This is a genomic window from Rhizobium sp. 01N48, from assembly GCF_056399145.1.
This window is the reverse complement of record NZ_JBFTQT010000005.1, coordinates 102,242-122,942: the sequence shown is the minus strand read 5'-3', so window position 1 is coordinate 122,942 and position 20,701 is coordinate 102,242. Positions and strand designations below refer to the sequence as shown.

General features: G+C 63.0%; 20 protein-coding genes and 2 riboswitches. Of the genes, 8 read left to right on the top strand and 12 right to left on the bottom strand.

Annotated elements, in window-relative coordinates; genetic code table 11:
* Positions 1–42 precede the first annotated feature (42 nt).
* Positions 43–768, top strand: a complete 726-nt coding sequence (gene phbB / locus AC1DOG_RS12370; protein WP_477928340.1) for an acetoacetyl-CoA reductase — start codon at positions 43–45, stop codon at positions 766–768.
* 27 nt (positions 769–795) lie between these two features.
* On the opposite strand, the gene AC1DOG_RS12365 is transcribed toward phbB, so the two are convergent.
* The 7 genes from AC1DOG_RS12365 to metA all read right to left on the bottom strand — a co-directional run bounded on the left by AC1DOG_RS12365 (position 796) and on the right by metA (position 6,467).
* Positions 796–948, bottom strand: coding sequence for a hypothetical protein (locus AC1DOG_RS12365; protein WP_018901847.1), 153 nt, complete (start codon positions 946–948; stop codon positions 796–798).
* A gap of 85 nt (positions 949–1,033) precedes the next feature.
* Positions 1,034–1,180: a hypothetical protein gene (locus AC1DOG_RS12360; RefSeq protein ID WP_477928338.1), complete on the bottom strand. Its 147-nt coding sequence runs from the start codon at positions 1,178–1,180 to the stop codon at positions 1,034–1,036.
* Positions 1,181–1,318: 138 nt separating this feature from the next.
* Complete coding sequence (gene nagA, locus AC1DOG_RS12355; RefSeq protein WP_477928336.1) at positions 1,319–2,470, bottom strand: N-acetylglucosamine-6-phosphate deacetylase; 1,152 nt, start codon at positions 2,468–2,470, stop codon at positions 1,319–1,321.
* Positions 2,470–3,501 (bottom strand): SIS domain-containing protein, encoded by a 1,032-nt coding sequence (locus AC1DOG_RS12350; protein ID WP_477928334.1) that lies wholly within the window; start codon positions 3,499–3,501, stop codon positions 2,470–2,472. Before AC1DOG_RS12350 ends, nagA begins: the two co-directional genes overlap by 1 nt.
* Positions 3,498–4,271, bottom strand: coding sequence for a GntR family transcriptional regulator (locus AC1DOG_RS12345; RefSeq protein WP_477928332.1), 774 nt, complete (start codon positions 4,269–4,271; stop codon positions 3,498–3,500). The genes AC1DOG_RS12350 and AC1DOG_RS12345 overlap by 4 nt, the downstream gene beginning before the upstream one ends.
* 112 nt (positions 4,272–4,383) lie before the next feature.
* Complete coding sequence (locus AC1DOG_RS12340; RefSeq protein ID WP_477928330.1) at positions 4,384–5,406, bottom strand: aldose epimerase family protein; 1,023 nt, start codon at positions 5,404–5,406, stop codon at positions 4,384–4,386.
* A 137-nt stretch (positions 5,407–5,543) separates the two neighbouring features.
* A complete protein-coding gene (gene metA, locus AC1DOG_RS12335) occupies positions 5,544–6,467 on the bottom strand; it encodes a homoserine O-acetyltransferase MetA (protein WP_018901853.1) in 924 nt (307 codons plus the stop codon).
* 34 nt (positions 6,468–6,501) lie between these two features.
* A riboswitch (SAM riboswitch) is annotated at positions 6,502–6,579 on the bottom strand.
* 151 nt (positions 6,580–6,730) lie between these two features.
* Between metA and AC1DOG_RS12330 the strand changes: the two genes are divergently transcribed.
* On the top strand, positions 6,731–8,560 hold the full coding sequence (locus AC1DOG_RS12330) for an ABC transporter ATP-binding protein/permease (RefSeq protein ID WP_112982836.1): 1,830 nt from the start codon (positions 6,731–6,733) through the stop codon (positions 8,558–8,560).
* A gap of 15 nt (positions 8,561–8,575) precedes the next feature.
* Here the strand turns inward: AC1DOG_RS12330 and AC1DOG_RS12325 are convergent, their stop codons facing one another.
* The gene (locus tag AC1DOG_RS12325) at positions 8,576–9,199 is read right to left on the bottom strand and encodes a hypothetical protein (RefSeq protein WP_477928327.1); all 624 of its coding nucleotides are present in this window, start codon (positions 9,197–9,199) and stop codon (positions 8,576–8,578) included.
* Between the two features lie 145 nt (positions 9,200–9,344).
* On the opposite strand from AC1DOG_RS12325, the gene AC1DOG_RS12320 reads away from it, so the two are divergent.
* Complete coding sequence (locus tag AC1DOG_RS12320) at positions 9,345–9,740, top strand: ester cyclase (RefSeq protein ID WP_477928325.1); 396 nt, start codon at positions 9,345–9,347, stop codon at positions 9,738–9,740.
* Positions 9,741–9,747: 7 nt separating this feature from the next.
* On the opposite strand, the gene AC1DOG_RS12315 is transcribed toward AC1DOG_RS12320, so the two are convergent.
* From AC1DOG_RS12315 to AC1DOG_RS12300, 4 genes are all read right to left on the bottom strand, one after another.
* On the bottom strand, positions 9,748–11,571 hold the full coding sequence (locus AC1DOG_RS12315) for an ABC-F family ATP-binding cassette domain-containing protein (RefSeq protein ID WP_209191959.1): 1,824 nt from the start codon (positions 11,569–11,571) through the stop codon (positions 9,748–9,750).
* Positions 11,572–11,574: 3 nt separating this feature from the next.
* A complete protein-coding gene (locus tag AC1DOG_RS12310; RefSeq protein WP_289730341.1) occupies positions 11,575–12,231 on the bottom strand; it encodes a thiamine diphosphokinase in 657 nt (218 codons plus the stop codon).
* An 87-nt stretch (positions 12,232–12,318) separates the two neighbouring features.
* Positions 12,319–12,999, bottom strand: a complete 681-nt coding sequence (locus AC1DOG_RS12305; RefSeq protein WP_477928322.1) for an OmpW/AlkL family protein — start codon at positions 12,997–12,999, stop codon at positions 12,319–12,321.
* Between the two features lie 82 nt (positions 13,000–13,081).
* Positions 13,082–13,618 (bottom strand): MarR family transcriptional regulator, encoded by a 537-nt coding sequence (locus AC1DOG_RS12300; protein ID WP_113009352.1) that lies wholly within the window; start codon positions 13,616–13,618, stop codon positions 13,082–13,084.
* 116 nt (positions 13,619–13,734) lie between these two features.
* On the opposite strand from AC1DOG_RS12300, the gene AC1DOG_RS12295 reads away from it, so the two are divergent.
* From AC1DOG_RS12295 to AC1DOG_RS12275, 5 genes are all read left to right on the top strand, one after another.
* Positions 13,735–15,270, top strand: coding sequence for an MDR family MFS transporter (locus AC1DOG_RS12295; RefSeq protein WP_477928320.1), 1,536 nt, complete (start codon positions 13,735–13,737; stop codon positions 15,268–15,270).
* Between the two features lie 60 nt (positions 15,271–15,330).
* Positions 15,331–15,447, top strand: a riboswitch (TPP riboswitch).
* An 80-nt stretch (positions 15,448–15,527) separates the two neighbouring features.
* The gene (thiB, locus tag AC1DOG_RS12290) at positions 15,528–16,508 is read left to right on the top strand and encodes a thiamine ABC transporter substrate binding subunit (protein ID WP_477928530.1); all 981 of its coding nucleotides are present in this window, start codon (positions 15,528–15,530) and stop codon (positions 16,506–16,508) included.
* 13 nt (positions 16,509–16,521) lie between these two features.
* Positions 16,522–18,171, top strand: a complete 1,650-nt coding sequence (thiP, locus tag AC1DOG_RS12285; RefSeq protein WP_477928318.1) for a thiamine/thiamine pyrophosphate ABC transporter permease ThiP — start codon at positions 16,522–16,524, stop codon at positions 18,169–18,171.
* A complete protein-coding gene (locus tag AC1DOG_RS12280) occupies positions 18,164–18,880 on the top strand; it encodes a thiamine ABC transporter ATP-binding protein (RefSeq protein ID WP_477928316.1) in 717 nt (238 codons plus the stop codon). The genes thiP and AC1DOG_RS12280 overlap by 8 nt, the downstream gene beginning before the upstream one ends.
* A gap of 241 nt (positions 18,881–19,121) precedes the next feature.
* The gene (locus AC1DOG_RS12275; RefSeq protein WP_112425682.1) at positions 19,122–20,666 is read left to right on the top strand and encodes a M48 family metalloprotease; all 1,545 of its coding nucleotides are present in this window, start codon (positions 19,122–19,124) and stop codon (positions 20,664–20,666) included.
* Positions 20,667–20,701: the final 35 nt, after the last annotated feature.

Sequence of the window (20,701 nt, the reverse complement as noted above, 5' to 3'; positions counted from 1 at the left end):
GAGCTCCTGTCATAGTGGAGCCTTACATATGGGGAGCGGAACATGAGCAGAGTCGCTGTTGTCACCGGCGGTACGCGCGGTATTGGCGCCGCCATTTCACTGGCCTTGAAAAGTGCAGGCTATCGGGTCGCGGCCAACTATGCCGGCAATGACGAGGCCGCACATGCGTTTCACGCGGAGACCGGCATTCCCGTTTTCAAATGGGACGTGTCTAGCTACGAAGCCTGTTCGGAAGGCCTGGCGCGGATCGAGGCCGAGGTCGGCCCGATCGAGGTGCTGGTCAACAATGCCGGCATCACGCGCGACGCGATGTTCCACAAGATGACGCCGCAGCAATGGCACGAGGTGATCAACACCAACCTCACCGGCCTGTTCAACATGACGCATCAGGTCTGGGCCGGCATGCGCGAGCGCAGCTTCGGCCGTATCGTCAATATCTCGTCGATCAATGGTCAGAAGGGCCAGATGGGACAGGCGAATTATTCGGCGGCAAAGGCCGGCGATCTCGGCTTCACCAAGGCGCTTGCCCAGGAAGGTGCGGCGAAGAATATCACCGTCAACGCCATCTGCCCCGGTTATATCGGCACCGAGATGGTGCTGGCGATCCCGGAAAAGGTGCTCAACGAACGCATCATTCCGCAGATCCCGGTCGGACGTCTCGGCACGCCTGACGAGATCGCGCGCTGCGTTGTGTTTCTGGTTTCGGATGATGCCGGCTTTATCACCGGCTCGACGCTCAGCGCCAATGGCGGGCAGCTGTTCGTCTAAAGCGCATCGCGCTCTAGCGATGCATGCTTAGCGGATCGAGGCGGTATGTTCGGTATCGCTGACGGTCGTCTGATGAGACGGCTTATGCGGGGTCTTGCTCGTGTCGTATGGGTTGAGCGAGGCCGCATAAGTGGCGAGCGCAATCGTCAAGATTGCCGCAGCGCCGATGATCTTCGTCATTGTCTTTCCCTCCCAAGCCGGTCGAGGCATTCCTGATCCCGACCGGTGTCGATATTGGGGCGAATTCGAGGAATTATTCGGTCATTCAACCGTTGGGATGGTGTCGGTCGCGGACCTTCACGGGCACGCTGACGCGCACCTGGTTTTCAGTGCGGAGCGCCGTTGCTGCCGTTGCCAGAAATGCCGCCGCGATCAGGATGGCGGTTGCCGAATTCAGGATGATCTGGGCCATGGTTTTGTCCTCTCACAGGGGCGGCGCATCTGCGTGCCGCCGGTTCGTGAGGGCAATATGAGCCTGCCGGTCGTTGCCGGATAGACCAGGCTTCAGCGACCGATTGTCAACACCAAGTTGACAATCGGCATTTCGCGGTCACGCAGGCTCGCCGCTGATCCAGGTCTGATTGACCTTGATGCCGTCGGTCATATGCACGAGATCGGCGCGCAGGCCGGGCGCGAGGCGACCACGGTCATCGAGCTTCAGGAAGCGGGCCGGGTAGAGGGTTGCCATGCGCAACGCTTCCGCGAGCGGTAGGTCGAGATAGGTGAGGCCATAGCGGATCGCCGAGGCCATATCCACGTCGGAGCCGGCAAGCGTGCCGTCTGACAGCACCAGCCTCGAGCAGAAGGCTCCGGTCTCGCGGCGCACCGTGCGGCCGTTCAGCGTGAAGCTGTTCTCGGCGGAGCCCACCAGCGACATGGCGTCGGTCACGAAGAACAGCTTGCCCTCGCCGCGCTTGGCTCTCAGCGCCGTGCGCAGCGCCTTGGGATCGACATGGTGGCCATCGGCGATGATGCCGCACCAGACGGACGGATGATCGATTGCCGCGCCCACAAGCCCTGGTGTGCGATGGCCAAGCTGGCTCATGGCGTTGAACAGATGCGTCACGCCACGGGCGCCGGCGTCGAAGCGCGCCTCGGCGGCCTCGCTCGTGCAATCGGAGTGACCAATACTGACGGTGACGCCGGCCTCGCTCAGCTCCCGCACCTGTCGTGCCGTAACCTGCTCGGCCGCCATCGTCACCAGCAGCGTGCCGATCGCCTCGGCGGCGGCGGAAAGCGCCTTGACGTCGCTGTTGTCAACCGGGCGCATCAGTTCGGCCAGATGTGCGCCCTTGCGAGCAGGCGCGAGATGGGGACCCTCGAGATGGAGGCCGGCCACGCCGCGGTTCGTCTTGACCGCTTCTTTCGCGGCCTCGATCGCGGCGGCCGTCGCCTCGCTGGTGTCGGTGATCAGCGTCGGCAGCAGCGACGTCGTGCCATAGGGGCGATGTCCCTCGGCGATCCGGTACATGGATGCGGGCGACGGTTCGTCGTTGAGCATCCGGCCGGCGCCGCCATTCACCTGTGCATCGATGAAGCCGGGTGCGAGAATGCCGCCGTCGAGCGTGATCGTCTCGCCATCAGGCAGGTCGTTCAGACCGGCGATCGTCTCGATGCGGCCGTCGGCGACGACAAGCGCCCTGTCGTCGTGAAAGCGCTCGCCGTCGAAGATGCGGGCGCCGGTAAAGATCTTGCGCGACATCAGACGGTCTCCGTCACCTTCAGGAGGTTCGCCGGCTTGTCGGGGTCGAAGCCCTTGCGGCGGGTGACCGCCTCGATCATTCGGTAGTAGACCAGCAGCGAGACCAGCGGGTCCAGGAGGCCGTTGCCGGTCGTGGGGACGCGCAGGTTGATGCCGGGGAGTTCCTTGGTCGAGAAGGGCACCGTGGTGGCGCCGAGCTTGCTCAGGCGCTCCAGCGCCTTGACGTTGTTGGCGTAGGCCGCGTCATCGGGCGTGAAGGCGAGGATCGGGAAGCCCGGCTGCACGAGGCGCATCGGGCCGTGCATGAGCTCGGCGAGCGAGAATGCCTCGGCGTGCAGGCCGGAGGTCTCCTTGGCCTTGAGCGCCGCCTCGAGCGCGATGGCGAAGGCCGGGCCACGGCCGCCGGTGTAAAGCGAGGTGGCGTTGAAAAGCACGTCCTCGGCGGCAGCCGTATCGATGCCCGATGTGGCGCTCAGCACTTCGGGAAGCTTTTCAAGGGCTGCCTGCAAGTCGCCACTGGCACCGATTGCCGCCGTAACGCCCGATAGGGCCGCGACCGAGGCGATGAAGGACTTGGTCGCCGCGACGCTCTTTTCGGCGCCGGCATTGAGGTCGAGCACGAGATCGGCCTGCTTGGCGAGCGGGCTGTCGGTGACGTTGACGACGGCGATGGTCGTCGCGCCGCCGCGCTTGGCCGCTTCCTGAAGCGCCACGATATCGGGGCTCGCGCCCGACTGCGATACGGTGAAGTGAATGCCGCCCTTGAGGCGCAGTGGCGTGCCATAGACCGAAGCGATAGAGGGGCCGACAGAGGCTACCGGAATGCCGCAGGTGATCTCGAAGAGATATTTGAAGAAGGTGGCGGCGTGGTCGGACGAGCCGCGCGCGGCGGTGGTGACGACGCTTGGCGCGTTCTTGGAAAAGAGCTTGGCGATCTCGTCGAAAACAGGCTTTTCCTTGCGCAGCAGCGTGGCGACCACCTCAGGGGACTGGCCGGCTTCCTGCAACATCAGCGACTGGGTTTCACTCATAGCTCGTCTCCAATTCTCAATTCTGCAACAAAATCATATGCGTCGCCACGATAGTGGGAGCGGGTGTATTCAACGACGCGCTGGTCTTCCAGGCGCGATACGCGTTCGATCAGAAGGGCGGGGGCGCCAGCCGCAACGTCGAGCGCTGCCGCCGATGTCGCGTCGAGCGTGACGGCCGAGAGCTTCTGCAATGCGCGCACCGGGCGGTGGCCGCTTGCCGTCAGCGCGTCATAGAGCGAGCCTTCCCCGCCGGCGGTGTCATCGAGAAACTTCACGGGAACCACGGAGCGATCGATCGCCAGCGGCAGCCCGTCGGCAAGGCGCAGGCGATCGAGGCGCAACACGCGCTCGTCGACGCCGAGCCCCAGCAGGAAGGCTTCCTCCGGCGAGGGCTTGTTGATGGTGCGCGACAAGATCCTCGCCGCCGGCACACGGCCGCGCGAGCGCATGTCTTCGGAGAAGGATGAAAGCCGCCAGAGCGACTGCTCCATGCGCTCGACCTTGGCGGAAACGAAAGTGCCGCTTCCATGGCGCGATTCCAGCGTGCCTGAATTCAGGAGGTCGCGATAGGCGGTGCGCACGGTGACGCGGCCGATCTTCAAGGCTTCGGCCAGATCGCGCTCGCTCGGCAGTGCGGCACCGGGCTTCAGCAGGCCCTCATTGATCAGGCCGGTCAGTGTCTGCGCGAGACGGCGATAGAGAGGTCCGCTGCGCGCTGTGTCGCGCAGTCCGCGTGCCTCGATCTCCCCTATCAGACTGGTTCTATCCATGAGATTAAAATAGAACCTCTTTGGAACCAATTGCAAGCGCTAACTTGCATGGAAAAACCCTCGCAGAGCTCTGCGAGGGTTTGATGACATCGGGCATGTCGGCGTCTGGCCGTCAGCTCTTCGAGAAAATGTAGTCCGTTTCCTGGCGCAGCACTTCGCCGGGGCGCAGAACCGCGTTGGGGAAGCCCTCGTGGTTGATGGCGTCTGGCCAGATCTGGGTTTCCAGGCAGAAGCCCGCGAAGGGGCCGTATTTGCGGCCATCAATGCCCGGCACCGGCACATCGAGCTTGAACGCCGCGTAGAACTGGACGCCGGGTTCGGTCGTGCGCACTTCCATCGACACGCCGGAATAGAGGCTGCGCGCGAGCACCACGGAGCGCTTGGCGACACGTTCGGATGAGAGGCAGAAATTGTGGTCGTAGAGCGCTTGGGTGTCGCCCTCGAAGCGCTTCAGCGAGGCCATTTCGCGGAAATCGAACACCGTGCCCTCGACGGGCCGGATCTCGCCGGTCGGGATCTGGCGTTCGTCGGTCGGAAGATAGCTGTCGGCGGCGATCATGATGTCGTGGCCAAGCGTATCGTCGCGGCCGTCGAGATTGAAGTAGGCGTGCTGGCAGACATTGGCGATGGTCGGCTGGTCGCTGGTCGTCTCGTAAACGACCGAAAGTTCACCATCGCCATGCACGCGGTAGGTGACGAGGATGGTGCAATTGCCGGGATAGCCGCCGCGGCCATCGGTGTCGACGATCTTCAGGACAACGCGGTCGCTGTCGTGCTCGACGATCGTCCAGTTGCGCAGCGCGATGTTCTCGAAGCCGCCATGTAGGTGGCTGACGCCGTTTTCGTTGAGGTCGAGCTGATAATTCTTGCCATCGATCGTGAACTTGCCGCCGCCGATGCGGTTGGCGTTGCGGCCGGGCGTCGCGCCGAAATAGGCGGAATGGGCGGGATAGCTGTCGAAATCGTCAAAGCCGAGGGTGAGCGGCGCGTCATGGCCTTCGAGCCTGAGATCTTGAATGACGGCGCCCCAGGTGATCACCTTGGCGGTCAGGCCGCCGCCCGAGATTTCGACGCGATGGACGGTCTCGCCCGTCTTCGTCGTTCCAAAAACGTCCCGCTTCAATCCATCCGCCATCCTGTTTCCTCCCCGGTTCGCGTCCGCAATTTCGCGAGGGAACCTGCTCTCAATTGAATGAAATCGCAACCGCCGCGATATAAAAAACAAACGCCGCCGGTCGGGTCCGGCGGCGTATCAAGCAAGGCGAAAAGGCCTCATCCGTCCTCGCCAATATCTTCCAGATTGTAAGGCGTCGTCTGGTAGATTTCGTTGATCCAGTTGCCGAAAAGCAGATGCGCGTGGCTGCGCCAGCGGTTCTGCGGCGGGATCGACGGGTCGTTATGCGGGAAATAGTTGTGCGGCATCTTGATCGGGACGCCGGCATTCACGTCGCGGAAATACTCGTCACCGAGCGATGTCGAATCATATTCGACGTGATTGAAGATATAGAGCCGGTTGCCCTTCTTCTCGTGAACGAGGCACACGCCCATCTCGCTCGATTCCATCAGGATTTCCAGCGTGTCGGATTTTTCGATGTCGGCGCGGCGCACTTCCGTCCAGCGCGAGACCGGAACCTCGAAATTGTCGGAGAAGCCGTTCAGGTAGACCGACGACGGCTTGAGGTTCTTGTGGCGATAGACGCCAAAGGCCTTTTCCGTCAGCGCGTGCTTGGGAATATCGTGGAAATGGTAGATCGCGGCCATCGCGCCCCAGCAGACATTCATCGCGGAGTGCACGTTGGTGCGCGTCCAGTCGAAAATCTGCTGCATTTCATCCCAATAAGTAACGTCTTCGTATGGAAGCGTTTCGATCGGCGCGCCCGTGATGATGAAGCCGTCGAACTTCCGGTGTTTGATCTCCTCCCAGGTCTGGTAGAAGGAGAAGAGATGATCTTCCGAGGTGTTCTTCGCCTTGTGGTTCCCGACGCGAACAAGCGACAGCTCGACCTGCAGCGGCGAGGCGCCGATGAGGCGCGCCATCTGGATCTCGGTCTTGATCTTGTTCGGCATGAGGTTCAGAAGCCCGATCTGCAGGGGGCGAATGTCCTGACGGATCGCGGCCGTCTCGGTCATCACGCGCACACCTTCCTGAACCAGGGTTTCAAAGGCGGGCAGGGTATCGGGGATCTTGATCGGCATAGCGGTCACTCGATGAAAAAACGAAAATATCGCTATCGGTCCGCACGCGGCCCTTTAGCAACTTCTTTAACGTGGCTGCAAGCCGGCCGGCCAAATCACCACGGAGCGCTCTAAATAGACCCAGTCAGGCCGCGAATCAATGACCGATACGCGGCGTCGCGCATTTGCCGAGGTAACTCGCGCATTACCTGATGCTAGAAACTGTTGCTGGACAGGCTGACTCACGGTGCTATTCAGGTGCTACATACGCGTAAGGAAGCATGATGGCAGAGGACGTCAAAAGCAGACCGAGCATCCAAGGGCAGGACCGGGTAGGGTATGATCTCAGCCTGATCTTCCGGCTCAAGGTGATGTTTTCGGCATTCTGGCATTCCAGGGTGCGGGCGCCGGTGCTCATTCTCTCGACGGCTTTGATCGGCATCATTCTGGCGACAGCCTATGCCACCGTCATCCTCAACCAGTGGAACGCGCCATTCTATGACGCCATCTCGCGGCGCGACCTCCCGGGGTTCTTCCACCAGCTGAAGATCTTCGCGCTGATCGCCGGCATGCTGCTTTTGCTCAACGTGGTGCAGGCCTGGCTGAACCAGATGACGGCGCTTTACATGCGCGAGGGGCTGACGCGCGATCTCGTCGACCAGTGGCTGCAGCGCAAGCGGGCGCTCAGGCTCGCCTCCAGCGGGCTGATCGGCGTCAATCCGGATCAGCGCCTGCATGAGGATGCGCGTAATCTGGCGGAAAGCACCACCGGGCTCGTCATTGGTCTGGTGCAATCGACGATCCTGCTGGTGAGCTTCATCGGCGTTCTCTGGGAGCTGTCGAGCGGCTTCGTTTTCCGTTTTGGCGAGTACGCCTTTTCCATCCCGGGCTATATGGTCTGGGCCGCGATCTTCTATGCCGCGTCAGCCTCGGTGCTCAGCCAGCTCGTCGGGCGCAAGCTCGTCAAGCTCAATGCCGATCGTTTCTCCAAGGAAGCCGAGCTGCGTTTCGCGCTGATGCATGCCAACGAGAACATTCCGGCGATCACGGCCGCACGTGGCGAGGAGAATGAGCGGGGGCGGATCAACACCGACATCAGCGCCGTTCTCGCCGTCATCAAGAAGCTGGCGATGGCCAACGTCAATCTGACCTGGGTGTCGGCTGGTTACGGCTGGCTCGTCGTCGTCATTCCGATCATCGTGGCGGCTCCCGCTTATTTCTCCGGCGGCCTCACCTTCGGTCAGCTGATGATGTCGGTCGGTGCCTTCAACCAGGTCAATACGGCGCTGCGCTGGTACGTGTCCAACTTCGGCCCGATCGCCGAATGGCGCGCGACATTGATGCGCGTCACCGATTTCCGCCAGGCTCTCACCACCATGGGCGACGATGTCGATCTGAAGGAGACGATCGCCTATGAGCGCAGCGCGCCGGGCACGCTGACGCTCGAGGATGTGACCATCGCTACCAAGATGGACGAGGAGATCGACCAGTGCGGCGGCTTCCGCCTGCATGAGGGCAGCGTCACCATCAAGGCCGGCGAGAAGGTGATGATCAACGGCGATCACAACGTCAATCGCAAGCTGCTGTTCCTGGCGATGTCGGAACTGTGGCCTTGCGGCAGCGGCAAGATCGGCCTGCCACCGACAGACGACATGCTGTTCGTGCCGCAATCGGCATACATCCCGGGTGGCACCTTGCGCGAAGCACTGGCGTTTCCTGCAGCCGCCGACACCTACAAGAACGACGATGTGGTCGCGGCGCTCGAAAAGGCGGGGCTGCATAATCTCGTCGCCCGTCTGGATACGCGCGCGCGCTGGGACAAGCTGCTCGACGCCGATGAACAGCGGGCTATTGGTTTCGCACGGCTCTTGCTGGTCCGGCCGCAATGGATGGTCTTTGACGAAGTGCTCGAGGGCATGGAGCCCGAATGGCAGTCGACGATGATGAAGGTGCTCGAGGCGATGCCGGATGCGACGATGATCTACATCGGCCGCTCCGACGCCTATATCGAGGCGTTCCATCCGCGCGTGCTGCATCTCGAAGCGCTTGCCGCCAAGCCCGACGAAAACAAGGTGGCGGACAAGGCGCCGAACACGCCGGCGCCTGCGCTCTGATCGCGTAGATCGGGATCACATCGGCGGAACGATGCCGTTGGTGCCGACCGTGACCTGTGCCGCGGAGACGGTTCCGTCCGTTGCCTTCTCGCCCATGACGATGACATGCGCGCCCGGCGTCAGGTCCGACTTCTGCGCGGCCGTGAAGGTCACGATCGGCGTATCGTCTGATATCGAGATGGTCTTTTCCTTGCCCTGATAGGTTAGCGTCACGGTGTGGCCATCGACGGATTTGACCGCCTTGGCGACGGTTGCGTTGGTCATGCTGCTGTTGGGCTTCAAATCCCAGGGGCGGCTGCCTTCGCCGGTGCCTTTCATGGTTGCCGGAAAGATCAGGACCTCCAGTGCGCCGCCGCCGCCGTCCTGCTTGGGCAGCGAGGCGATGCCGACAAAATCGCCCGGCTTGATGTCTTCGACCGACGCCTTCTTGATGCCGCCAACCTTCCATTCCGGCTTCAGCGCAATGGTCTGGTCGGCGCCCTCGCGGGTCTTGACGACGAGCGTGTCGCCGGAGAGGCTGGCGATATCGCCACGCACGCGCACGCGCTGCGCATCGGCCGCCGATGTGATCTGCGACGTGCTCAGAAGAATGCCGACGGCAAGCGCCGCGACATGGCTGGTAATCAGATAGCGAGACATGGGTTTTCTCCTCTTGGCTCCGGGGGCGGGAGCCTTCGGGAGCTTAGGCACGAGGTCTTAGCGCTGGCCAATCAATGAAATGTGAGGGTTTCCGGCTCGGAGACGGGAACTATCTGGCAGGGTATGCCAATGTGGGAGAGCTTGAATGCCGGAGACCAGACTTGCGGACCTATACCGTGGCTATATCCGTTGCTTGAATTCCCAGGATTGGGAAAACCTCGGCACCTATGTCGGGCAGGATGTGCGCTACAACGGCCAAGTTGTTGGCCTGGACGGCTATCGGCAGGCGCGTGAGGCCGAGTTTCGCGCGATACCCGACCTCCATTTCGACGTCCAGCTTCTGATCGCCGATGAAACCACGGTCGCCAGCCGGCTGAATTTCGACATCAGCCCGCAAGGCACATTCCTTGGCCTGCCCGTCAACGGCAGGCGAATCTCGTTTTCCGAAAACGTGTTCTACGAGTTTGCGGAGGGCAAGATCGCAAACGTGTGGTCGATCGTCGACAAGGCGGCGATCGAGGCTCAGCTTTCGGCGGCGTAGAGGGCGATCAGCCCTCCAGCTCTTCCCGCAGCATTTCGAGCTCCAGCCACTCTTCTTCCATCTTCACCAAGCTGTCGCGGAATTTCTCCATTTCGGCGGCCAGGCGGTTGAAGGTCGTTGGGTCCTTGGAGAAGAGGTTGGGGTCGGCCATCTTTTCCTCGCGCTTGGCGATCTCGGCTTCGGCCTTGGCCATTTCCTTGGGCAGGTTTTCGAGCGCGAACTTCTGTTTGAAGGAGAGCTTTCCCTTGCCCTTCGGCGCTTCGGCGGTAGGGGCCGCATCCTGCGCTTTCGCCTTCTCGGCTTTCTCCGCCTTCTTGCGCTCGTCGGCTGCACCCTTGCGCTGCGCCAGCATGTCGGAATAGCCGCCGGCATATTCGATCCAGCGGCCATCGGGCGCATCCGGCACTGCGGGTGCGATCGTCGAGGTCACGGTGCGGTCGAGGAAGTCACGGTCGTGGCTGACGAGGATGACGGTGCCCGGGAAGCCGGCGACGACTTCCTGCAGCAGGTCAAGCGTCTCGATGTCGAGGTCGTTGGTCGGTTCGTCGAGGATCAGCAAGTTGGATGGTCGCGCCAGCATGCGGGCGAGCATCAGGCGGGCGCGTTCGCCGCCAGACAGGTTCTTGATCGGCGTGCGGGCCTGCTCGGGCTGGAACAGGAATTCCTTCATGTAGCCGGTGACGTGGCGCTGCTCGCCGTTGACAAGCAGGTTCTCGCCGCGCCCGTCGGTCAGATAGTGCGCCAGCGTGTCCTCGGGGTTCAGATCCTCGCGCTTCTGGTCGAGCGTTGCGATCTCCAGATTGGTGCCGAGCTTGATGATGCCGGTATCGGGCGGCAGCTGGCCGGTCAGCATCTTCAGAAGCGTCGTCTTGCCGGCGCCGTTCGGGCCGACGAGGCCGATGCAATCGCCGCGATGAACGCGGATCGAAAACGGCGTGACGATCGGGCGCTCGCCATAGGTCTTGGTGATCTTGTCGGCTTCGATGACGAGCTTGCCGGATTCCTGCGCGTCGGAGACGGTGGCCTGCACGGTGCCCTGCGGACCCTTGTGGCCGCGATAGCTGGCGCGCATCGTCTGCAGCTCGCCGAGGCGGCGCATGTTGCGCTTGCGGCGGGCGGTAACGCCGTAGCGTAGCCAGTGCTCCTCGCGCTCGATTGCCTTGCCGAGCTTGTGCTGCTCCATCTCCTCGGCCTCGAGCACCTGGTCGCGCCAGGCCTCGAAATGGGCGAAGCCACGGTCGAGGCGGCGCGAGGTGCCGCGATCGAGCCAGACGGTGGCGGTCGAGACCTTCTCGAGGAAACGACGGTCGTGCGAAATCAGCACCAGCGCGCTGCGGGTCTTCTGAAGTTCGCCTTCCAGCCATTCGATGGTGGGGAGATCGAGATGGTTGGTCGGCTCGTCGAGCAGCAGGATATCGGGCTCTGGCGCGAGAACGCGGGCAAGAGCCGCGCGGCGCGCTTCGCCGCCCGAGAGGTTCTTCGGGTCTTCCTCGCCGGTAAGGCCGAGATGCGAGAGAAGATAGGTGACGCGGTAAGGGTCGTCTCCCGGCCCGAGGCCCGCTTCCGCATAGGCCTGCACCGTGCTGTAGCCGGCGAAATCGGGCGCCTGTTCGAGATAGCGCACGGTCGACGATGGATGGCGGAACACCTCGCCGGACTGGGCTTCCACCATGCCGGCGGCGATCTTCAGGAGCGTCGACTTGCCGGAGCCGTTGCGGCCGACAAGGCAGATCTTGTCGCCGGGCTCCACCTGCAGGGCAGCGCCGGCCAGAAGCGGCGCGCCGCCGAAGCTCAGGAAGATATCGTCGAGTTTAAGGATAGGGGGCGCCAAAAATCAGACTCCGGAAAGATCGTAAGGGCGGGCGAGCACGATGGCGCGGCCGCTTTCAAGCGAGAAGCGCACGGGGCCTTCCGCGACATTGGAAATGGTGCGTGACGAGCCGAAGGGCAAATGGAAATCGCTGAGCGGGTAGCGGGCGTTCTCGATGAAGAGGCCGTTGAGTTCGCTGAAGGCGGGCACGGAAAACAGGCTGTTCTTCGGCAGGTCGAGGGTGATGCTGCCGGCGATCAGCGGCACGGCTTCTTCCGTGCCCGAGGTCAGGAGCACATCGAGACCGGTTTCTGCCAGACTGACGGCGTAGAGCAGGTGCTGCAGCGCGTGGTCGGAGCGGTCGCCAGAGAGGGCACCCACGAGGATCAGCCGCGTCGCGCCGCGTGCAATGGCTTCCGACACGGCGATCTCGCCATCGGTGGCGGCCTTGGCGGCGGGGTAGGGCTTTCTGGGAATATCCGAGAAAGCGGCCGTCAGATCATCCGGCGTGGAATCGAAATCGCCGACCCAGAGCTCCGGCCTGACATCGAGCGCCAGCGCATGTCGCATGCCACCATCGGCCGCGATGAAACGGCTGCCGGATACGGCGGCGCGAAGGCGCTCCGTCATGTGCAGCTCGCCGCCGAGCAGGATGGTGAAGGTGGATTGGCTCATGGGCATTGCCCATAGCGCAAAGCTGAGGAAAAGGGAAAGGGCGCGGACATGGTTTGTCCGCGCCCTCAAGCGTTTCTGCGTGAAAGACTGGGCTTAGAACCGGTAGGTCACACCGGCGCCGATCAGCCAGGGATCGAGCTTGGCCTTGCCGGTCATGTCGGCGCCGCCGACGTTCACGTTGAAGTCGGGACGCAGGAAGATCTTCTTGACGTCGACGTTGAGGCCCCAGTGCTCGTCGAACATGTAGTCGAAGCCGGCCTGGAGCGCGACGCCAAAGGTGTTGTCGATGTCGAGGCTCTGGGCGCTCTTGCCCTTCTCGTTGTAGAAGATGGTGTAGTTAATGCCGGCGCCGACGTAGGGATGGAAGTTGCCGAAGTCGTTGAAGTGATACTGCAGCGTCACCGTCGGCGGCAGCAGCCAGGTCTTGCCGACCTTGCCGAGCCCGTCGATCGAGCCTTCGCCGGTGACGTTGGCGAACGTCGTGCCGAGAATGAGTTCGGCGGCGATGTTGTCGGTGAAGAAGTAGGTGACGTCGAATTCAGGAATGACGGTGTCCGAATAGGAGAGATCCGATCCCGCGACGCCACCAACGTAGCCGGAATCCTGAGTGATGACGCCGAGCGCGCGCAGGCGGATCATCCAGGGGCTCTGGCTCTGTGTCGCTTCCTGTGCCGCGGTCGGCTGGGTCAGGTCGGCGGACATAGCCGGAAATGCGGCGCTGGCGAGAGCGGCGGCTGCAAAAATGGCTTTGAGTTTGAAATGGCGGGGGTTCACTGATTCTCTCCTGAATTTTACGTCCAGCAGAGCTTTAGGAAATGACGCCAATCAATAGATTGATTCAGATCAATTCGTGCGCTTATTTTCCGAGGCTTGGGGCGGGTGGCAGGTTCTTGTCCTTGACGGCGAACACGCGCTCGAAACCACCCATGAACTTGTCGAACAGCCCGGCGAAGGCTTCCGCCTCTTCCGCCGACCAATCGGCGATGACGTCCTTGATGATGGCGAGCTTCTGGGCCTTCAGTTCCTGCAGGAGCCGCTGGCCGAAAGGCGTGACCTCCACGAGGATGCGCCTTGCATCCTGCTGCGAGGCGGCGCGTTGCAGGACGTTTCTGCCCACCATATCGGCGACGATGCGGCTGGCGCGCGAGGGGTCGATGCGCATGGCCTCGGCTATGGTGCCGACAGTGACCTCGCCTTGCTCGGAGGCGCGCATGACGGCATCGAGCACGTCCAGATGCGAGAGCTCGATATCCGGCGCCACCTTGGCGATGGCGAGGCGGGCGATAAGGCGACGCCCCGTTATCATCCGCATACGGGTCATGCTTTGCCCGATATGCACGATGTCCTCGATCGCGGCGTCCGGCTCGCGGGTTTCTTCTGCGGTGTCATTCATGTGCGGGACGATAGCAGGAACTGTCGCGCAAGAAAACATGCTGTTGTCATTTATGTGACATTGACATTTATATGCTGATAGCACATAAATGCGACGAAACCCTGAAAGATCACCCGATGAACATGCAAGTCGCCGTGCAGCCTCTGGTCACGGATCCCCGTCGCCGGCTCATTCTCTTTCTTTTCCTGATGGCCGCGCTTTTCATGGCCACGCTCGACAATCAGATCGTCGCCACCGCGCTTCCCACCATCGTCGGCGAGTTCGGCCAGATCGAGCGCTTCGGCTGGATCGGCTCGGCCTATCTCCTTGCCGTCAGCGCCGTCATGCCGCTCTACGGCAAGCTCGGTGATCTCTTCGGGCGCAAATACGTGATGATGGCGGCGATCATCATCTTCACCGTCGGATCGACACTGTGCGGTCTGGCGGTGTCTATGGATACGCTGATCGCGGCGCGCGTGCTGCAGGGGCTCGGGGGCGGCGGCATCATGGTGTCGATCTTCGCCGTCAACGCCGATCTGTTCGAGCCGCGCGAGCGGGCGAAATACCAGAGCTATTCCAGCCTTGTGCTGATGGCATCCGGCGCCATCGGGCCTGTCCTCGGCGGCGCTATGAGCGATCTGTTCGGCTGGCGCTCGATCTTTCTCGTCAACGTACCGATCGGCGCGATCGTGATTGCCGGGCTGGCCTTCATGCTGCCCTATCGCAAGCCGAACCGCCGCCCCAAGATCGATTATGCCGGCGCGCTACTCTTGGCGATGACCACCAGCTGCATCGTGCTTGCCGCCGATGGCAGCCAGCTTTTCGGCTCGCTCGTCGCACCGGGCAATCTTGCGATCATCGCGCTCGGCATCGTCTGTGCCATCGCCTGGGTGCTGGTGGAGCGGCGCGCCGCCGAGCCGATCGTTCCGTTGTCGCTGTTTCGTAACCCGACATTCGGCCTGCTGCTGGTCATGTCGGTCATGAGCGGCGCGATCGGTATCGGCATGGTCAACTACTTTGCGCTGTTCCTGCAGACGACGACGGGTCTTTCGCCCTCGGCGGCCGGTGCGCTCTTCATTCTTCTCACCGGGGGCATCGTATGCGGCTCGCTGTCGGCCGGGCGGTTCATTTCGGCGACGGGACGCTACAAGCCGTTCGCCGTCGCCAGCCTTTCCTTCGGCACTGTCGCCTTCGCGCTGCTGTCGCAGGTGCATGCCGGAACACCGGTTATGATCATCGGCGCGATCATGGCGGTGCACGGCATCGGCATCGGTCTCGCGCAGCAGGTGCCGATCATCGGCGTGCAGAATGCGGCGCCTGCTCGCGATGTCGGTGCGGCGACCGGATCGGTAACGCTGTCGCGCATGGGCGGGGCCTCGATCGCGATCTCCATCTACGGGGCCATCATCGGCTCGCAGCTCGGCCGCACGGGTATGTCGATCCCCGGTGTCGAGAATATCGAGCAGCTGACCCCGAAGATGATGGCGGCTTTGCCGGAGGCCGCGCGCCAGGCGGTGGCGGATGCCTATGCCAGCGCCTTCGTGCCGTTGTTCATGACTTCGTGCCTCATTGCCTTCATCGGCCTGCTCGCGGCCCTCATGCTAAAGCCGGTGCAATTGCCGCGCACGGGTGGTGCTGCGCCCGCGAAAGCCGCCGCCGAGGCCGCCGAATAGCACACCAACCCCGGCCGACGTCCGCACTTGCCAGACGCCGGCTACGGATATACACCTTGCGACGCTCTAACGGGGTGCCTCGTATCTTCCCAGATGCTTGGCTGAGAGGCTTGCAGAAGCCAACCCGCGGAACCTGATCCGGCTAACACCGGCGGAGGGATTAGACGCGTGACACCAGGCACCGCCCTTTTCCCCTTCAATGAACCTAGAGGAGAGGTGTCATGACCCATTTCAAGACCTATGCGCTCGGCGCTGCCATGCTGTTGGCGGGCTTTTCGGCAACGGCAGCGCTCGCGGCCGACAAGGCGCTCACCATCTACACCTATGAGAGCTTCACCTCCGAATGGGGTCCCGGCCCGAAGGTGAAGGCGGCGTTCGAGAAGACCTGCGGCTGCACGGTCAATTTCGTCAGCGTCGCGGATGGCGTGGCGCTGCTGTCGCGTCTGAAGCTCGAGGGATCAGGCACCAAGGCCGATGTCGTGCTCGGCCTCGACACGAACCTCATCACCGAAGCCAAGGCCACCGGCCTGTTCGATACGAGCGGCGTCGACACCGGCGCGCTGCAGGTCCCCGGCGGCTTCAAGGATGATGTCTTCGTGCCTTATGACTACGGCCATTTCGCCGTGATCTACGACACGCAGACGATCAAGACGCCGCCTGCGAGCCTGAAGGAACTGGTCGACGGCGATCCCGCGCAGAAGATCGTCATCGAGGATCCCCGCACCTCGACGCCGGGCCTTGGCCTGCTGCTCTGGGTGAAGTCGGTCTACGGCGACAAGGCGCCGGAAGCCTGGGCGAAGCTCAAGAAGCGCGTGCTGACAGTGACGCCCGGCTGGTCGGAGGCCTATGGCCTGTTCACCAAGGGCGAGGCGCCGATGGTGCTCTCCTACACGACGTCGCCCGCCTATCACATGGTTTCGGAAAACACGGATCGCTACCAGGCAGCCGCTTTCTCCGAAGGGCATTACATCCAGATCGAGGTCGCAGGTCTCCTGAAGAACGCGCCGGATAAGGCGCTGGCGCAGGACTTCCTGAAGTTCATGGTCACCCCTGGCTTCCAGGACACGATCCCGACCAACAACTGGATGATGCCGGTGTCCAAGACCTCGGAGCCGCTGCCGGATGCTTTCGGCAAGCTCGTCAACCCGTCGAAGACCTTCCTGATGAGCTCGGATGAGGTCGCCAAGAACCGCAAGGCCTGGATCGGCGAGTGGCTGGCCGCCATGAGCATGAATTGATGAGCATGGACTGATGCTTCTTGCGCCGTCCGAAAGACGATATGCGCTGGCCGGCGGGGCGCTCAGTCTCGCCGCCATCCTCGTTTTCGTGACGGTCGCGACGCTGTCGCTGCTGATCTCCACCGACGGCATGCCTGTTGGCGCGATCCTCTCCGATCCATACATCCTGCGCGTTCTGCGCTTCACGCTTCTGCAGGCAGCACTTTCGACGCTGCTGTCGGTCGTGCTGGCCATTCCGGTCGCACGGGCGCTGGCGCGGCAGCCGCGATTTGTCGGCCGCATCTGGATCATCCGGCTTATGGCCGTGCCGATGGGGCTGCCGGTGCTGATCGGCGCGCTCGGACTGATCGGCATCTGGGGCCGGCAGGGCGTCGTCAACACGATGCTGTCATGGGCGGGTATCGACCAACCCGTCAGCATCTACGGCCTGTCGGGCATTCTGCTGGCGCATGTTTTCTTCAATCTGCCGCTTGCCTGCCGGCTGATGCTGGCGGCGCTGGAGCGGGTGCCGGGCGAATACTGGCTGGTGGCGAGCGGTCTCGGCATGCGGCCGGTTTCCGTCTTCCGCTTCATCGAGTGGCCGGTGCTGCGCTCGGTGATCCCGGGCGTGGCCGGGCTGATCTTCATGCTCTGCGCCACCAGCTTCACGCTGGTGCTGATGCTCGGCGGCGGACCGGCGGCGACCACGATCGAGGTGGCGATCTACCAGTCGCTGCGCTTCGATTTCGATCCTGGCCGCGCGGTGGGCCTGTCCCTGCTGCAGATCGCGTTGACGGCGGTGGTGCTCGGCATCCTATCGCTGCTGCCGGCATCAGGCGATGCGGGGCTGACAGCGGGCCGCACGATCCGGCGGCCGGATGGCACGCTGCTCGGTGCTTGGGTCGCCGATCGCGCGCTTCTTGCGCTGGCGGTGCTGTTCCTCGGCCTGCCGCTGCTCTTCATCATCATCGCCGGCCTGCGCGCCGATCTGGTAAAGCTTGTCGGCGAAGCGATCTTCTGGCAGGCGCTTGCCACAAGCGGCGTGATGGCGCTCTCGTCGGCCCTGCTGTCGCTTGCTTTGTCGATGCCGCTCGTGCGTGCGCGCCATACACTTTCGCTTGAGAAAAGAGCGCGGCATGGCACGCGATCCTTCCTTGCGGCCATGGGTGCTGCCTCGTCGCTTGTGCTGCTCTTCCCGCCTATCGTTCTCGCCACCGGATGGTTCCTGGCGGCGCGTGATGTCGGTGACGTCAATGTCGTGGCGCCGGTCCTCGTCGTTGCCATCAATGCGCTGATGGCGATGCCTTTCGTCGTCAGGGTGCTGGAGCCGGCCTACGCAATCCACCAGCGCCGCACGCAGCGACTGAGCGCCAGCCTCGGCATCTCCGGCCTCGCCAAGCTGAGGCTGATCTCGTGGCCGGATCTGCGCAAGCCGGTGCTGACGGCGTTGTCGTTTGCCACGGCGTTGTCCTTGGGCGATCTGGGCGCCGTGGCGCTATTCGGTTCGGATAGTTTCGTGACGCTGCCGTGGCTGGTCTATTCCAGTCTCGGCAGCTATCGCACCAATGATGCGGATGGGCTGGCGCTGATCCTCGGCGTGATCTGCCTGCTGTTGACGATTTCGGGCACGATGGGCTCGGGCGTGGCAGATGAACCGGAGCGGGAGGCGCTATCGCATGACTGATGCCATCGAGATGCGCGGCGTGACGCTGCGGCTGGGCCAGAACTCATTCGTGTTCGATTGCGCGCTGCCCGAGGGCGCCGTGATCGGCGTCACCGGCGCATCGGGCGCGGGCAAGTCGACCTTCCTCAATCTGCTGGCCGGTTTCGATACGGCGGATGCAGGGCAGATCCTGTTCAAGGGCAAGGATATCGGCCATCAGCATCCGGCCGAGCGTCCCGTGTCGCTGGTGTTTCAGGACAACAATCTCTTTGCGCATCTCGATGTCTTCACCAATATCGGGCTCGGCATCCATCCGGCGCTGAAACTTAGCGATGCCGATCGGCGCGCCATCACCTCGGCGCTCGAGAAGGTCGGGCTGTCAGGCTTCGAAAAGCGGATGCCGGCGACGCTTTCGGGTGGCGAGCGGCAGAGGGTGGCGTTTGCCCGGGCGCTGGTGCGTCAGCGCCCCATCCTGCTGCTCGACGAACCTTTCGCCGCGCTCGATCCGAGCCTGCGCCGCGACATGGCGGGGTTGCTTCTGGCCATGCACCGCGACAGCGGCAACACGGTTGTGATCGTGTCGCACGATGCCGACGAGATCAGGCGGATTGCCGACTATGCGATTTTCATCGATCAGGGCAGGGTGGCGGTGGCCGAGCCGATCGACCGGTTTTCGACGGGGGAGAACAATTCCGCGCTGCGGCAATTTCTGCGGATCGACGAATCTTAACAAGACAACGGCACTTTCGCCATAATTTGCGGCGACCCAGAGAACTCCTTAACCACGTTAGGCTTGCTAAAGTATAAAGCCGCCATATTTAGGCAGAGTCTCGCTATGCAACCGATGCGGAAATCAGCTAAAGCAAAGACTTGGGCCCTCGATTGTGCACTGCGGAAACGGGGGCGTACGCCTGTTGAACCTTGATGAAGACGACCGGGGCGCCATGACGGCGAGCCGGCCGAGAAGCGCGATGACTCGGAGAGCCAGACTGGACCGCATGACGACGTGGAAACTGCCCGCGCCTTCCAGTGATGTGTTCTTCGCAGCGTGCCGCTGGGCGCGACGGGCGTCGATCCTGTCCGCCTCCACCGTGGCGCTCTACGGCTGTCAGTCGGCGCTGGAACAATCCTATCAGCCCAGTGTCGGCCCTTCGTCCAATCCGCAGATCGTCGACGAGGTGCAGAAGAACGATCCGCGTGCCGCCATGGGCGCGCGCGAGCATCCGCGCATCGTGGCCAGCTATGGCGGCGAGTACAAGGACGCCAAGACCGAGCGGCTGGTGGCGCGCATTGCCGGCGCGCTGACGGCGGTGTCGGAAAATCCGAGCCAGTCCTACCGCATCACCATCCTGAATTCGCCGGCGATCAACGCGTTCGCGCTGCCCGGCGGCTATCTCTATGTCACGCGCGGCCTTCTGGCGCTTGCCAATGATGCGTCGGAAGTGGCCGCCGTGCTGTCGCACGAAATGGGCCACGTCACCGCCAATCACGGTATCGAGCGGCAGAAGCGCGAAGAGGCGGAAGTGATCGCCAGCCGCGTCGTCGCCGAAGTGCTGTCGAGCGATATTGCCGGCAAGCAGGCGCTGGCGCGCGGCAAGCTGCGCCTTGCCGCCTTCTCGCGCCAGCAGGAATTGCAGGCCGACGTGATCGGCGTGCGCATGCTCGGCGAAGCCGGCTACGATCCCTATGCGGCCAGCCGCTTCCTCGATTCCATGGCCGGCTACAGCCGCTTCATGTCGGTCGATCCCGATGCCGACCAGAGCCTGGACTTCCTGTCGAGCCACCCGAATTCGGCGCAGCGCATCGAGCTTGCGCGTGATCATGCCCGCGCCTTCGGCCAGGAGGGCAAGGTTGGCGATACCGGGCGCGGATATTATCTCGATGGCATCGATGGCCTGCTCTACGGCGACAGCCCCGAAGAGGGCTATGTTCGCGGCCAGACCTTCCTGCATGGTGGTCTCGGCATCCGCTTCGACGTGCCGCCGGACTTCAAGATCGACAACAAGGTCGAGGCGGTCATGGCGACCGGTCCCGGCGACATCGCTATCCGCTTCGACGGCGTGGCCGACAACCAGAACCAGTCGCTGACCAATTATATCTCGAGCGGTTGGGTCACCGGGCTCGATCCGTCGACCATCCGGCAGATCACTGTCAACGGCATGGAGGCCGCCACCGCGCGCGCCAGCGCCGACCGCTGGGATTTCGACGTGACCGTGGTGCGCAACAATTCGCAGATCTTCCGCTTCCTCACGGCCGTGCCGAAGGGAAGCACCGCGCTGCAATCGACCGCCGATGTGCTGCGCTCCAGCTTCCGGCGCATGACGCCCGCCGAGGCCGCCTCGCTGAAGCCGCTCCGGGTGCGCGTGCTGACGGTCCAGCCGGGCGACAACATCACCACGCTTGCGGCGCGGATGATGGGCACGGATCGCAAGCTCGACCTGTTCAAGCTGATCAACGCCCTGCCGACCGGCGCTTCGGTGGCGCCCGGCGATCGTGTCAAAATCATCTCGGAATAAAAAGAGGCCCGGCTTGCGCCGGGCCAGTTGCATCA